Origin of the sequence: Mycolicibacterium novocastrense, assembly GCF_001499835.1 — a bacterium.
GTDB lineage: Bacteria > Actinomycetota > Actinomycetes > Mycobacteriales > Mycobacteriaceae > Mycobacterium > Mycobacterium novocastrense.
The window spans coordinates 1-13,476 of the sequence record NZ_LQIH01000008.1 but is presented as its reverse complement, the minus strand read 5'-3'; the positions used below and the strand labels follow the sequence as shown (position 1 = coordinate 13,476).

Genomic DNA, 13,476 nt, shown 5'->3' with positions numbered 1-13,476 from the left:
CGGCCGGTGGTCCGATGAGAAGTGGCAATCCCGCCGCGCACACCACCCGCTAGGAGCAAACGATGGGTAAGCAAAGACCAATCCTGGCAGATGTGATGGCCGCGGTCGGTATCGCCGCCCTCTACAAAGCCCACGTACAGCCGTGGATATACACCTGGGGCGCCCGTGAAGACGAGATCACCGCAACACTGCCGGGTGACGATTTGGTCGATCCCGACACGCCACGGACCACCCGGGCGGTGTCCATCGCCGCCACACGCGACGACGTGTGGCCCTGGCTGGCTCAGATCGGCGAGGACCGCGGAGGCTTCTACAGCTATTCGGTGCTGGAGCGTGCCGTCGGGGCGGATGTACACAACGCCGCGGTCATCCATCCCGAGTGGCAGGAGCTGCAGGTCGGCGACACGATCTGGCTGGCCCGCCGGTACGGTCCCGGGGCCCGGCAGATCGTGGCGGACGTGAAACCCCGATCACATCTCGTGCTGGTGTCGCCAGCCGACTTCGAGCGCCTGCAGCGGGGCGAAAAAGCCTCGGGCTGCTGGTCTTTCGTGCTCCGCCCGGAAGTGGGACGGACCCGCCTGATTGTGCGCGGCAGCGGGGGCGCGGTGGGCCATTCCTGGTTCGACATACCGCATTTCGTGATGGAGCAGAAGATGATGCGGGGCATAGCGCAGCGGACCCAGCGGACCCGTCGGCTGTCGCGGCCGTCACCCGGGTATCGGTGGGACGATGGGCGCATACTTGTACGCGATGACCGGCCCCTCGCCCCAGCCCCGTAAACCCGTCATTTTGAGCGTCGATGACGATCCGGCGGTGTCGCGCGCGGTCGCCCGCGATCTGCGGCGCCACTACGGCGAAGGATTTCGCATCGTGCGCGCCGAGAACGGCCCCGATGCGCTCGAGACGCTCAACGAACTGAAACTGCGCGGTGAGACCGTCGCGGTGTTCGTCGCCGACTACCGGATGCCGCAGATGAGCGGGATCGAGTTCCTCGAAGAGGCGATGGACATCTTCCCGATGGCCCGCCGCGTGCTGCTGACCGCGTATGCCGACACGCACGCCGCGATCGACGCGATCAACGTCGTCGACCTCGATCATTACCTGCTCAAACCGTGGGACCCGCCGCAGGAGAAGCTCTATCCGGTGATCGACGCGCTGATCGAGGCCTGGCGCGAGACCGGCGACCGTGCGATCCCACACACCAAGATCATCGGGCACCCGTGGAACGCGCGATCCTCGGAGGTTCGCGAGTTCCTCGCGCGCAACCGGCTCTACTACACGTGGTTCCGCGCCGACGAACCCAAGGGCAGGCAGCTGCTGGACGCCGCGGGTCTCGACGGGCTGACGCTTCCGGTGGTGGTCACCGAACAGGGCGAGACGCTGGTCGCGCCGGACGACGCCGAACTCGGCGCGACGCTCGGTCTGTCGATCACACCCTCGGAGGACTTCTACGATCTGGTCGTCATCGGCGGCGGCCCGGCGGGTCTGGCCGCGGCGGTCTACGGCGCCTCCGAGGGCCTCAAGACGGTGCTCATCGAGCGCACGGCCACGGGTGGGCAGGCCGGGCAGAGCTCGCGGATCGAGAACTACCTCGGCTTTCCCGACGGCGTCTCGGGCTCTCAACTCGCCGAGCGGGCCCGCAGACAAGCCGAGAAGTTCGAGGCCGAGCTCATCACGGCGGCCGAGGTCACCGCGCTCGAGATCGACGGCAACGCCCGCACCGTCCATCTGCCCGACGGCCGATCGATCGGGACGCGGGCCCTGATCCTGGCGATGGGTGTGGAGTACCGCCAGTTGCCTGCCGAGGGCTGCGCGGATCTCACCGGCGCGGGCGTCTACTACGGAGCCACCTCGTCGGTCGCCGCCGAATGCGAGGACGAGGAGGTCTTCGTCATCGGCGGCGCCAACTCCGCGGGACAGGCCGCGATGTTCCTGTCGCGAACCGCGAAGAAGGTGAGCATCGTCTGCCGCCGCACGCTCGAGGACTCGATGTCCTACTACCTGATCCAGCAGATCAGGGCGACCGACAACATCCGCGAACTGCCGCACACCGCCGTGCACAAGGTCGAAGGCAACGGCCACCTGGAACGCATCTGCCTGGAGAATCTGCAGACCGGGGTGCGCGAGGACCACACCTGTGGGCGCATGTTCATCTTCATCGGGGCCCAACCACGCACGGACTGGGTGGAACAGGCCGGCATCGCCCGCGATGACCACGGTTTCATCCTGGCCGGGCCCGATCTGCGCGACGTCGCCGGTTGGACGTTGGACCGTCCGCCGCACCACCTGGAAACAAGCGTGCCCGGTGTGTTTGTTGCAGGAGATGTGCGTTCCGAATCCGCCAAGAGGGTGGCGGCCGCCGTCGGCGAAGGGTCGATGGCGGTGATGTTGGTGCACCGATATCTGGCGGAGGCGTGATGGGCGACAACGAACCCCGGTGCCTACCGGACGAGCTGCGGACGCTGTTCCTGTTCGAGGCGCTCTCTGACCGCCAATTGCAGGTTCTGTGCGACAACGGGCATATTGCCACGTTCGAACCCGGTCCGGTGTGCACCGAAGGCGACCCGGCGACCTGCTTCTACGTCCTGCTCGACGGTGAACTGGTGATGTCCAAACGCTCGGGCGGGGTGGACATCGAGACGGGCCGCACCTCGCAGCGCGGGGTGTACTGCGGCGCCTGGTCGGCCTACGTGCCCGGCGAGGAGCACCTCTACGAGGCGTCGGTCCGCGTGACGAGGCCGTCCCGGTTCTTCGTGCTCGACGCCGACGCGTTCGCGAAGTTCATGCAGTCGGAGTTCCCGATGGCCGTGCACCTGCTCGAGGGCCACCGCGTCGGCGGCCGTCGCCAGAGCCAGATCCTCGGTCAGCGCGAGAAGCTGCTGGCTCTGGGCACCATCACCGCGGGCCTGACCCATCAGCTCAACAATCCCGCGGCTGCCGCGGCCCGTGCTGTCGCCGACCTGCGCGAGGGCGTCGGCAAGATGCGGCACAAGCTCGCGATGTTGGCCGACGGCCAGTTCACCCCCGAAGCGCTGCGGGTGTTGGTGCGGATCCAGGAAGAGGTCGCCGAGCAGGTCGCCAAGTCGAAGGCGCAGGAGCTCACTGCGCTGGAGCTGTCCGACTCCGAAGAGCAGATCGGCGACTGGCTCGAGAGCCGCGGCATCGCCAGCGCGTGGGATTACGCACCGACGTTCGTGGAGGCGGGCCTCGACCTGGACTGGCTCGAACGCGTGCAGGCCTCGATCGACGACGTCGACTGCTCCGCCACGCTGCAGAGCGCGCTGGGCTGGTTGAAGTACACGATCGACGCCGAGTTGCGGATGAACGAGATCGCCGACGCCAGCAAGCGGATCTCGGCGCTGCTGGCCGGCGCCAAGCAGTACTCCCAGATGGACCGCAGCGAGTATCAGGCCGCCAACGTCCACGAGCTGATCCACAGCACGATCAAGACCATCTTCGGCGACAAGGTGGGCAAGGACAGGCCGGTTGCACTGGTGTGGGAAAAGGACACCACGCTGCCTCAATTGTTGTGCTACCCAGGCGAACTCAACGAGGTCTGGACGAACATCATCGACAACGCGATCCAGGCGATGAACTACGAGGGCACGCTGACGATCCGCACCTCGCGCGTGAACGACGAGATGATCCGCGTCGAGATCTGCGACGACGGCCAGGGCATCGCCGAAGACAACATCGACCGCATCTTCACCCCGTTCTTCACCACCAAACCGTTCGGCCAGGGCACCGGCCTGGGCCTCGACCTCGCCCGGCGCATCATCGTCGAGAAGCACCACGGCGACATCCGGGTCAGGTCCGCACCGGGCGACACCCGGTTCGCCATCGACCTGCCGCTGGTCGCTCCCGCCCCCGAGGCACCGACGCCGACGGAGCTTCCGGTCACGGCCGGATAAGCAGGAATATCCCGTCGACACCGAGAAGTTGGAGCGAATATGACGAAACCCGATCTCGGTAGGTACGGCGCATTCGGCCACTACTCCATGTGGCAGCGGCTGAGTTCGGAGCAGTTGCGGGCCATCGAAGACCTCGGCTACGGCGCGATCTGGGCGGGGGGTTCTCCCGCGGCCGAATTGGACTGGGTGGAACCGATTCTCGAGGCGACGAACACACTGAAGCTGGCGACCGGCATCGTCAACATCTGGACCGCGGACGCCGAGCCGGTCAGCGAGTCCTTTCACCGCATCGAAAAGGCCCATCCGGGACGCTTTGTGCTGGGTATCGGCGTCGGCCACCCCGAAGCCCACACCGAATACCAGAAGCCGTATGACGCGCTCGTCGCCTACCTCGACAAGCTCGATGAGTACGGGGTGCCGAAGGATCGACGGGTGGTCGCCGCGCTGGGTCCGCGCGTGCTCAAGCTGTCCGCCGAACGCTCCGCCGGCGCGCATCCCTACCTGACGACGCCCGAACACACCGCCGAGGCGCGCAAGCTCATCGGGCCGGATGCGTTCCTCGCTCCCGAGCACAAGGTGGTGCCGACCACGGATGCCGACAAGGCCCGCGCGGTCGGCCGCCAGGCGCTCGACATCTACCTCAACCTCACGAACTATCTGAACAGCTGGAAGCGACTCGGCTTCACCGACGACGAGGTCGCGAAGCCGGGCAGCGACCGGCTTGTCGATGCCGTGGTGGCGTATGGCACCGTCGACGCCATAGCAGCACGCCTCGAAGAGCATCACGCTGCGGGCGCCGACCACGTGCCCGTACAGGTGCTCACCAAACCGGACAAGCTGGTGGACGCGTTGGCTCAACTGGCGGGTCCGCTCGGCCTGAAGTGACGTCACCACCGAAGGGATCCGCATGACTGAGCTCAAGCCCGACCTCGGCCGCTACGGCGTATGGACGTTCGGCGTTCCGAAGCCCGAACAGGCCGTGGAGATCGAAAAGCTCGGCTACGGCGCGGTGTGGATCGGCGGATCGCCGGCCGGCAACCTCGAGTACGTCGAGCCCATCCTCGAGCGCACGGAGAACCTTGTGGTCGCCACCGGCATCATCAACGTGTGGACGGCGCCCGCCGACGAGGTCGCCGACGCGTATCACCGCGTGGAGGACGCCTATCCGGGCCGCTTCCTGCTGGGCATCGGTATCGGTCATCCCGAACACACCGAGGAGTACCGCAAACCGTACGACGTGCTCGTCGAGTACCTCGACGCGCTGGATGCCAAGAAGGTGCCGACGAGCCGGCGGGTGATCGCGGCGCTCGGGCCCAAAGTGCTCAAGCTGTCGGCGCAGCGCAGCGCCGGGGCCCATCCCTACCTGACCACCCCGCAGCACACCGGTGAAGCGCGAAACCTGCTGGGGCCCACGGTGTTCATCGCGCCCGAACACAAGGTCGTATTGGCCAGGGACGCCGAGGCGTCACGCGAGATCGGCAGGCAGACAGTCGATTTCTACCTCAACCTGTCGAACTACCTGAACAACTGGAAGCGCCTGGGCTTCACCGAGGACGACGTCGCCAAGCCCGGCAGCGACCGGCTGATCGACGCACTCGTCGCCCACGGCACGCCCGATGCGATCGCCGCGCGGCTCAACGAGCACCTGGATGCGGGTGCCGATCACGTCGCGATCCAGGTGCTCGGCGGATGGGACGTCTTGATCCCCACGCTGACCGAATTGGCTGGGCCGCTCGGGTTGAAGGGCTGACGGGGCCGACCGTCAACCGGTCGGCGGCAGCAGCATCGTCTGCCAGGTCTTGTTCTGCGGCGCACCGGGTTCCGGTCGAGCGGTGGCGGGGTTCGCAGATCCGGGCGGAAGGTGGGGGACCGCCTGGCCCGACAAGGTGGCATTCGGGTCGCCCTTCCAGTTGAAACCGTCGTTGAGGGGCACATACTGCTCGTCGCTCTCGCACAACGCCACCGTGGGCGCACGCTTGCCGGGCACGGTCTCGCACGGAATGTTACGTGCCCCACGCACATTGAACTGGGAGTCCTGGGGCACTCGGCAGTACAGGTCACCGGGGGGTCGCGGTGGAGAATCTTCGAAGGTGGCGACGCGCTGTTGTTGGGCAGGCAGGAAGCCGGTGGTGCAGGGGGGTGGGAGATTGAGGTTGAGGTTGAAGCTCAGGTATTGGCCTTTGTAGTCCTGTTTCGTGTTCAGGTTGGCCAGGATGCCGGCTTGGTTGTTCTCGATGACCCGCGGGAAGACGACCAGCAGTTGTTCGATGTCGTTCTGATAGGTCAGCGCGACCTGGCCGACGGAGACCAGGTTGGCCATCAGGATCGGCAGGGCGGGTTGTAGCCGCTCGACGAGGTGACGTGTTTGGGCGGCCGCCGGGCCGCCGGCGTCGATGACACCGGCGACGGCCTGGTCGTGATCGCGCACTTCTTCGGTCACCGTGGCCAGCTGTGTTGCCCACGCCTCGATCGCCTCGGAAGTGGCGGTCTGAGAATCCAGCACAGGTTGGGCATCATCGATCAGCGTGGTCAGCGCGTCGAGGTTGGTGCGGGCGTCGATGGCCAGCGTGGAGGTGCCCTTGACCAGCCGCGACAGTTCCGGGCCCAGTCCGCCCACGGCGGTGTAGGACTCGTCGATCACCGTCTTGAGATTGTCGCGCGGGATGGCCGCCAGACCAGAGTTGGCGGTGGCCAGCAGGGCGTTGATGTCGGGTGGAACCCAGGTGTCGGCCAGTTTGATCACGTCGCCGTTGCGCAGCGGCCGCGACGTGGCGTTACGCGGCAGCAGCAGCACGTAGGATTCGCCGATCGCCGACTGGCTGTGCACTTCCGCCTGCAGGTCTGAGGGAATGTCGATACCCGATTTCAGCGATAGCACCGCCTCGACGCCGGTGTCGGTCAGCTGCACCGATTCCACCCGGCCGACCTTGGTGCCGCGATAGGTGACGTTGCCGGATTCGTAGAGCCCGCCGGATTTGGGCAGCTCGACCGTCACCGTGTAGCGCCCGACACCGAACAGCGTTGCGGGCAGGCTGACGAATTGCAGCATCAGCAATGCGACCGCGCCAACCGCGACCACGGCGAAGATGGTCAGCTGGATCCAGATCTTTCGGTTCAGGTGCATGCTAAGGCCCCTGGTCCCACCGGTACGCGACGGTCAGCGGATTCCCGAGACTGTTGGGTCCGCCCGCCGTGCAGGGGCTGGGGAACTGGCCGATGGTTCGCCCCCACTGCAGCTCGAGTTCGGTCAGATCACACTCCCACCTGGTGCCGGTGAACAAGCTTTGGTCGATGCGACTGAGCGTGAGATCGATGATGGCCGTCAGATTCGCGTAGTCGCCGCGTTGGAAGTTCTGGAAGGTTTCGTTGGGAAACGGAAACGTCAGAAGCAGGCTGAGGGCTCGCGTCATGCTGGTACCGGCGTTGGCCAGCGACTCGAATACCGGTCCGACCTCGCGCAACTCCTTGACCAGGTTGTCTCTGGTCTGATTGACGGTGTCCACGGTCAGGGCGCTGAACTCGCCGAGGCGATCAGCGGCTTCCACCAGGTTGTCGCGCTCGGCGTTGAGCACCTCGAGGGCGTCGGGAATGGTGGCCAGCGCACGGTCCAGCACGGGCTGCTGGTCAGCGAAGGTGCCGACCAGCCGGTTGAGGCTGTCGGTGGCCGCGACGATGTCGCCGGTCTGCTCGTTGAGGTGGGCGCTGAATTCGTCGAGTTGGCCGATCAAGCTGCGCACGTCGTGCTCGCGACCCCGCATCGCGGTGGTGAACGCCTCGGTGATGTCCTGAACCTGGCCCACCCCGCCACCGTTGAGCACCATCGCCAACGCGGCCAGCGTCTGCTCGGTGCTCGGATAGGCGCCGGCTTGGGTCAGCGGAATCAGCGAACCCTCGTGCAGTTTGCCCTCGGGGGGTTCGGTTGCGGGAGGCGCAAGCTCGATGTGCAAGGAACCCAGCAGGCTGGTGGTACCGATCTTGGCCGTCGAGTTGGCCGGCAGGTCGACGTCGGCATTGAGTCGCATGGTCAGCAACGCATGCCAGCCCTGGCGTTCGATCTTGGTGACATGCCCGACCGTCACGTCGGAGACACGCACCCGCGAGTTCGGCTGAATGTTGTTGACATCGGGCAGCTGCGCCTGGACCACGAACGAGTCCGGCCCCTTGCCCTGCACACCAGGCAGCGGCAACGAATTGGGCCCCTGCCAACCACAACTTGCCGACATCGACACGATCGCCACCAGCAGCAGGCCGGCCGGCCCGCGACCCCGCCACCGCGATGTCATGAGCCGCCCCCGGGCGGGGTCATCATGCCGGGCAGGCCGTCGGTCGGATCGGTGGCAATCGCCGCCACGGGCCCCATCTCGGCGGGCAGGGCCGGGTCTGACGACGGAGCCGCAGGCGGCATCTCGGCGGCGGGCGGAACGAAGTCGGGCCGCATCCAGTCCTCGCTGTAGGTGATCTCGTTGGGCCGTGCCTGGGTGCCGACGAAAAGGTTCTCGCCGATCGGCGGGAAGTTGTACTGGCGGTTCTTGATGATGGGCGCCATATATTGCACGCACAGTTTGGCCGACTGCTCGCCGCCCAGCCGGGAGGCCGATTGGATCGCGCCGCACAGAAACGAAATCGGGTCGGCGAAGTTGTTGACGGCAAGCGCACCGGTGAGTGAACCGTTGGCGGGCTCGTAGAGGTTCGCGAAGTTCTGCAACACCGTCGGGGCGATGTGCAGCGTCTGCTTGATGTCATAGATGCTGTCGACCAGCGTGCCGGTGATCGACGCCATCTGGTCTGAGGCGGTGCCGATCGCCTCGGTGTGCTCGGCGGCGAACGCTCCGACATCGGCGACCACCGCGTTGAGATCCTCGGCGGCCTGGCCCACCTTGTCGGGGTCGTCGGCCAGCAGCGCGGTGACCGCGGCCAGGTTGTGGTTGAGCGCTTCGAGCAGATCGGCGCTGTCTCGCAGCGCCGACACCAGCGTCGAGAGGTTCTTGACGGTGGCGAACACGTCGGTGCTGTGATCGGCCAGCACCGACACCGTCTGGGACAGTTTGAGTATCGCGTCACGAATGGACGGTCCCTGCCCACGCACATTGTCCGCGGCGGTGTTGATCAACGCACCCAGCGTGCTCACGCCGCCGGGCTGATCGGGTTTGAGCAGTTCGGTCACCCGCTCGAGTTGGACCCGCAGGTCATCCCATTCCACCGGGACCGCTGTGCGATCCAGACCGATGACCGCACCGTCGGCCATTGTCGGCCCGCCGCTGTAGGGCGGTGTCAGCTGAATGGCACGGGCCGTGACCAGCTGCGGCGACAGGATCACTGCCTTGGCGTCGGCGGGCACCCGGTACTTGGCGTTGACCCACATCGTGACCTTGGCCCGCTGCGGCTCAGGTTCGATCTTTTCGACCTTGCCCACCGACACCCCCCGGATACGCACATGATCACCGGCGAACACCCCGGTGCTGTTCTCGAAGTAGGCCACCACGGTCATGCGGTCGGTCTGGATGGGCTGGCGAACCGCGACGAACAGGCCCGCACCCAACAGCACGACCAGCACGCCGGCCACCACCACGCGCGTGTTCGACAGTCGCCGGATCATCATTGGCCTCCGGGCTGCTGGGATGACGGTGCCTCACCCGGTGCCGGCAGGTAGACCGGCGCGGGGGTCGGCTCGGGCGCGGCGGCCAACTCGGGCGGGGCAAGCGCGGGCGGGCCCGGCGGCGGGCCACCGGGGGCAGGTGCCGGCGGCGGTGGGCGGTGCGGGTAGCAGCCCGGGCCGGGCAACGCGATGCCCGCCGGCCCGCACGCTTGATCGCCGGGATTGCCGGTGATCGCGTCGGGCAGCTGCAACCTCGGTTCGCCGCCCTGGCCGGTGCGCGGGTAGGGCATCCGCAACGCCGGGGTGCCGGGCTGGCCGGTTTGCGGATCGGTGCGCTGCGAGGGCAGCAAGGTCGCCGGGTCCAGCCCGAGGTCGGAGAACGCGGCATCGACGAACGGTTGCACAAACTGGCCGGGAAACAGGTTGGCGACATAGGCCTTGAAGAACGGGCCGGACGAAATCGACTCACCCAGCGACATCGCGTAGGTGTTGACCAGCTTTATGGCTTGGGCCACCCGCTCTTTGCGGTCGTCGACGATCGCCAGCACCCCGTTGAGCTTGTCGAGCGCCGGCCGCAGCTGTGCGCGGTTCTCGGCGATGAACCCACCCAGCTGCTGGGAGACCGCCGAGATGTTGGCCCAGAGTTGATCCAACGCCGCGCTCTGTGTCCGCAGTTGTGCCAGCAGCGCATTGGTGTCACCCACCAAGCTAACGATTTGGTCGGTGCGGTTGGCCAGTACCCCGGTCGCTTGGGCCGCGTTGTCGAGCAGACCGCGCAGTTGGTCATCGCGGGTGTTGAGCGTTTCGGCGAGCCGCGCCACCCCCGCCACCGCATCCTTGAGGTCTGCGGGCGTGTCGGAGAAGGTATGGGCCAACGTGGCCAGCGAGGCCGACAGCTGGTTGGTGTTCAGCCCGCTGATGGTGGTGGCCAAATCCCCCAGTGCATCGGGCAATTGATACGGCGAGACCGTACGCGTCAACGGAATGGTGCCGCGGAGCCGGTCGTCCCCGCGGGGAGTCACGTCGACGATCTTGGCGCCCAGCAGGCTCTTGGTCTTGATCGCGGCCTCGGTGCGGTCGCCGAGGCGAACATCCTCACCGATCTTGAAGGTGACCAGCACGCCGGCCTCCTCCAGTTCGATTCCGGTGACGCTGCCCACCGGATAGCCCGAGACCTCAACGGCGGCACCGGTGTTCAACCCCCCAGCGTCGGCGAAATACGCCGAGTAATCAGTGCCCGGATTGAGGAAGGGCAACTTCTGGTACTGCAGCGCCGCCAGCACCATCGCGCCGACGGTCACCATGCCGATGGTCCCGATCAGGATCGGGCTGCGTTCTGCAAAGGACTTCACTTGGGCGCGCACCGCCCGGTGCTCTGACCGGCCACCTTGACATACACCGGCTGTCCGCCTTTGCCGTTGAGCTTGAGCACCACATCACAGAAATAGAAGCTGAAGTAGTCGCCATACATCCCTTGGCGCACCAGTGCCTGGTACTTGTCGGGCAGCGTGTTGAGCAAGTTGTCCAGATAGTCGCGGTCCGCCACGGCGATCTCGGCCACCCGGTCGGTCTCATGAACCACCTTGCGGAACGGGGCCCGCGACTGGGCCAACAGCTCGGCCAGTGACCCGGTCGCGGCGTTGGTGTAGGCCACCGCGTTGGAAACGTCGGTACGGCGTTGGGCCAGCCCGTCGATCAGCTCCGACAGCGATGACACCGCGGTGTCGAGCCGCTCGCTTTGTCCGCCCAGCGAGCCCAGCACGACATTGAGGTTGTCGATGACCTGCCCGATCAACACATCCCGGTCGGCCAACGTGTTGGTCACCACCGCGGCCTGAGTCAGAAACGAGCCGAGGGCGGGTCCCTGCCCCTGGAACGCCTCGATCAACTGCGCACTGAGTGTGTTGACCTGGTCAGCGTCGAGCGCCCGAAACAGCGGCTTGAAACCGCCGATCACCGCATCAAGATCCAGCGCGGGTTCGGTGCGGGTCGGCGGGATCGTCTGTCCGGGATGCAGCGTCTTGACCCCGCCGGTGCCTTCCTCCAGTGCCAGGTAGCGGTCGCCGACCAGATTGTCATAGCGGATCACGGCCCGAGAACCCTCGGTCAGCACCACCGACTTGTCCGCCGAAAACGCCACCCGCACCGTCGCATCCGGGTTGATGGAGATGTCGCCGACCTTGCCGACCTCCACCCCGGCGATCCGCACGATCGTGCCTTCCCGCATGTTGGAGACATTGGTGAACTCGGCGTAATAGGTGTTGCCCGCATCAAAGCGGAACTGCCCGAATGTCACCACGAGCAGGAATGCGACGAATGCACACGCGGTCAAAAAGATGGCCAGCCGCCAGATGACGCCCTTGAGGTCAGCCACGACTTTCGTCCTGTTCTTGTCGGGTATCAACGGTCACGGTCGCGGTGGTGATCACGGTGGACCCTGTCCATTCCCATGCGGCTGTGCCGGGCCCGGCGCGGGCCCGGCCGGGGCCAGGCCCGGCCACAACGGCGTTCCCCCCGGCCCATACAGCGGCGCGCCGTAGGGCGGGGCTCCCGGGTAGGGCACCGGCCCGATCGCCGGGCCCGGAATGCATTGGCGGATGCTCGGCGCCTCGGGCATCGCGCGGGTCACCGGCAAGTAATTCGCCCAGCACGGATGCCCGATACCGGGATTGGGGCGAATGTCCACACCGGTGCCCCACCCGGTGTTGGTGACAAGGTGGCGCACCGGGAAGTTCTTGGTGACATCCGGAAGCGACCCGCAACTCGGCTTGCCACCGGGTCCGCCCTTGGCCGCGACGACGGGCAGGTGCTGCGGGTACGCGTAGGGGTCATTACCCAATAACAGTGCGACGTCGAGTTGCAGCGTGCGCCCGTCACCACCCCACGCGGCATAGCCGCCGTTTTCCAGATACCACGTGGTGCCTTTCAGAAAGCATGTGTACACCGGGTTGTGGTGCAGCAGCAGACCGGTCGTCGGCTCCAGCACCTCGACGGCCTCGACGAGATCATCCTTGCTCGAGCCGAGCAGGGTGGTACCCGCGTCCGACAAGCCGATCACGTTCAACAACAACGCATCCAATGCGCCGGCGTGCTCGGTGATCGTGGTGCTGGTGGTACTGACCGCGTCCAGCACCGCCACGATGTCCTCGGCGGCAGCACCATAGGTGTCGGTTAAGTCCTTCAACGAAACCCAGTTCTGCCCGATGGTGTTACTGCGCGCGTTGAGTGCCAGCAACACCTGGTTCAGACCGGTGATCCCTTGACCCATCCGCTCGCCCTGTCCGCGTACGCCCTCGGCAACCGCGGTCAGCACCGCGTTCAGCTTCAGCGGATCGACCATCTTGAGCAGCTCGACGACGTTCTCGAACACGGTGTTGACCTCGGTGCTGACCCGCTCCGCATGCAACACCGCCCCGGCAGCGAGCCGTTTTGGGCTCGGATCCGACGGCATCGTCAGCTCAACGAACTTCGTGCCGAACGCGGTGGTCGCACTGATCTGCGCCTCCACGTTGGCGGGGATGTAGCGGATCTGGTCGGGATCAATCTCCAGCCGCAGCCTGGTCGCGTCCGCGTCGCCGCCGAGTTGGCCGACCCGGCCCACCCGCACCCCACGCAACATCACATCCGCGCCGGTCTCCATCACCAGCCCCGCCCGCTCCGAGGCCAACGTCACGGGCACGTACGACCGGAACGTGCCCCAGAACGCCGCCGCGGACCCGAACAAGAACAACGCGATCGCCGACAGCAAGATCAGCGTCCACCACCCGGTGGAGATGCGGTGTGTCCCTGCCCTGCGGTTCATGCCGCTAAGCCGCCAGGTGGAAGTCGCCGGACTGGCCGTAGATCGCCAGCGTCATGACCAGGATCGCTAACGACGCCACGACCATTGACGCCCGCACGGCCCGGCCCACCGCCGTCCACCACCCGGTGGAGATGCGGTGTGTCCCTGCCCTGCGGTTCATGCCGCTA

At 66.3% G+C, this 13,476-nt stretch carries 11 protein-coding genes and 1 pseudogene; 5 read left to right on the top strand and 7 right to left on the bottom strand.

All coding sequences use genetic code 11. The annotated features are described in order from the left end of the window. The first annotated feature begins 62 nt into the window (after positions 1 to 62). The 5 genes from AU072_RS07930 to AU072_RS07910 are packed head-to-tail and all read left to right on the top strand — an operon-like array spanning position 63 to position 5,661. On the top strand, positions 63 to 779 hold the full coding sequence (locus tag AU072_RS07930) for a hypothetical protein (protein ID WP_234787816.1): 717 nt from the start codon (positions 63 to 65) through the stop codon (positions 777 to 779). Further along, positions 751 to 2,418: an NAD(P)/FAD-dependent oxidoreductase gene (locus AU072_RS07925; RefSeq protein ID WP_064413277.1), complete on the top strand. Its 1,668-nt coding sequence runs from the start codon at positions 751 to 753 to the stop codon at positions 2,416 to 2,418. Before AU072_RS07930 ends, AU072_RS07925 begins: the two co-directional genes overlap by 29 nt. Beyond that, the gene (locus tag AU072_RS07920) at positions 2,418 to 3,911 is read left to right on the top strand and encodes an ATP-binding protein (RefSeq protein WP_064413276.1); all 1,494 of its coding nucleotides are present in this window, start codon (positions 2,418 to 2,420) and stop codon (positions 3,909 to 3,911) included. Before AU072_RS07925 ends, AU072_RS07920 begins: the two co-directional genes overlap by 1 nt. 39 nt (positions 3,912 to 3,950) lie before the next feature. Next, the gene (locus tag AU072_RS07915; protein WP_064413275.1) at positions 3,951 to 4,796 is read left to right on the top strand and encodes an LLM class F420-dependent oxidoreductase; all 846 of its coding nucleotides are present in this window, start codon (positions 3,951 to 3,953) and stop codon (positions 4,794 to 4,796) included. A 22-nt stretch (positions 4,797 to 4,818) separates the two neighbouring features. Further along, positions 4,819 to 5,661 (top strand): LLM class F420-dependent oxidoreductase, encoded by an 843-nt coding sequence (locus tag AU072_RS07910; protein ID WP_064413274.1) that lies wholly within the window; start codon positions 4,819 to 4,821, stop codon positions 5,659 to 5,661. 12 nt (positions 5,662 to 5,673) lie between these two features. On the opposite strand, the gene AU072_RS07905 is transcribed toward AU072_RS07910, so the two are convergent. From AU072_RS07905 to AU072_RS07875, 7 genes and pseudogenes are all read right to left on the bottom strand, one after another. Beyond that, positions 5,674 to 7,035, bottom strand: coding sequence for an MCE family protein (locus tag AU072_RS07905; RefSeq protein ID WP_064413273.1), 1,362 nt, complete (start codon positions 7,033 to 7,035; stop codon positions 5,674 to 5,676). A 1-nt stretch (position 7,036) separates the two neighbouring features. Continuing rightward, entirely contained in the window at positions 7,037 to 8,194 is a 1,158-nt protein-coding gene (locus AU072_RS07900) for a virulence factor Mce family protein (RefSeq protein ID WP_064413272.1), read from the bottom strand. Then, positions 8,191 to 9,507, bottom strand: coding sequence for an MCE family protein (locus tag AU072_RS07895; RefSeq protein WP_064413385.1), 1,317 nt, complete (start codon positions 9,505 to 9,507; stop codon positions 8,191 to 8,193). The genes AU072_RS07900 and AU072_RS07895 overlap by 4 nt, the downstream gene beginning before the upstream one ends. Then, complete coding sequence (locus AU072_RS07890; RefSeq protein ID WP_174523735.1) at positions 9,507 to 10,871, bottom strand: virulence factor Mce family protein; 1,365 nt, start codon at positions 10,869 to 10,871, stop codon at positions 9,507 to 9,509. Before AU072_RS07890 ends, AU072_RS07895 begins: the two co-directional genes overlap by 1 nt. Beyond that, positions 10,856 to 11,881: a virulence factor Mce family protein gene (locus tag AU072_RS07885; protein WP_201028987.1), complete on the bottom strand. Its 1,026-nt coding sequence runs from the start codon at positions 11,879 to 11,881 to the stop codon at positions 10,856 to 10,858. The genes AU072_RS07890 and AU072_RS07885 overlap by 16 nt, the downstream gene beginning before the upstream one ends. A gap of 51 nt (positions 11,882 to 11,932) precedes the next feature. Then, positions 11,933 to 13,309 (bottom strand): MCE family protein, encoded by a 1,377-nt coding sequence (locus tag AU072_RS07880; RefSeq protein ID WP_064413271.1) that lies wholly within the window; start codon positions 13,307 to 13,309, stop codon positions 11,933 to 11,935. 4 nt (positions 13,310 to 13,313) lie between these two features. After that, positions 13,314 to 13,476 (bottom strand): annotated as a pseudogene (locus AU072_RS07875) (ABC transporter permease); the annotation flags it as partial.

Coding starts and splice junctions, on each gene's coding strand:
- AU072_RS07880 (WP_064413271.1), bottom strand. CDS start 13,309: ATGAACCGCAGGGCAGGGACACACCGCATCTCCACCGGGTGGTGGACG.
- AU072_RS07900 (WP_064413272.1), bottom strand. CDS start 8,194: ATGACATCGCGGTGGCGGGGTCGCGGGCCGGCCGGCCTGCTGCTGGTG.
- AU072_RS07910 (WP_064413274.1), top strand. CDS start 4,819: ATGACTGAGCTCAAGCCCGACCTCGGCCGCTACGGCGTATGGACGTTC.
- AU072_RS07930 (WP_234787816.1), top strand. CDS start 63: ATGGGTAAGCAAAGACCAATCCTGGCAGATGTGATGGCCGCGGTCGGT.
- AU072_RS07915 (WP_064413275.1), top strand. CDS start 3,951: ATGACGAAACCCGATCTCGGTAGGTACGGCGCATTCGGCCACTACTCC.
- AU072_RS07905 (WP_064413273.1), bottom strand. CDS start 7,035: ATGCACCTGAACCGAAAGATCTGGATCCAGCTGACCATCTTCGCCGTG.
- AU072_RS07920 (WP_064413276.1), top strand. CDS start 2,418: ATGGGCGACAACGAACCCCGGTGCCTACCGGACGAGCTGCGGACGCTG.
- AU072_RS07895 (WP_064413385.1), bottom strand. CDS start 9,507: ATGATCCGGCGACTGTCGAACACGCGCGTGGTGGTGGCCGGCGTGCTG.
- AU072_RS07925 (WP_064413277.1), top strand. CDS start 751: ATGACCGGCCCCTCGCCCCAGCCCCGTAAACCCGTCATTTTGAGCGTC.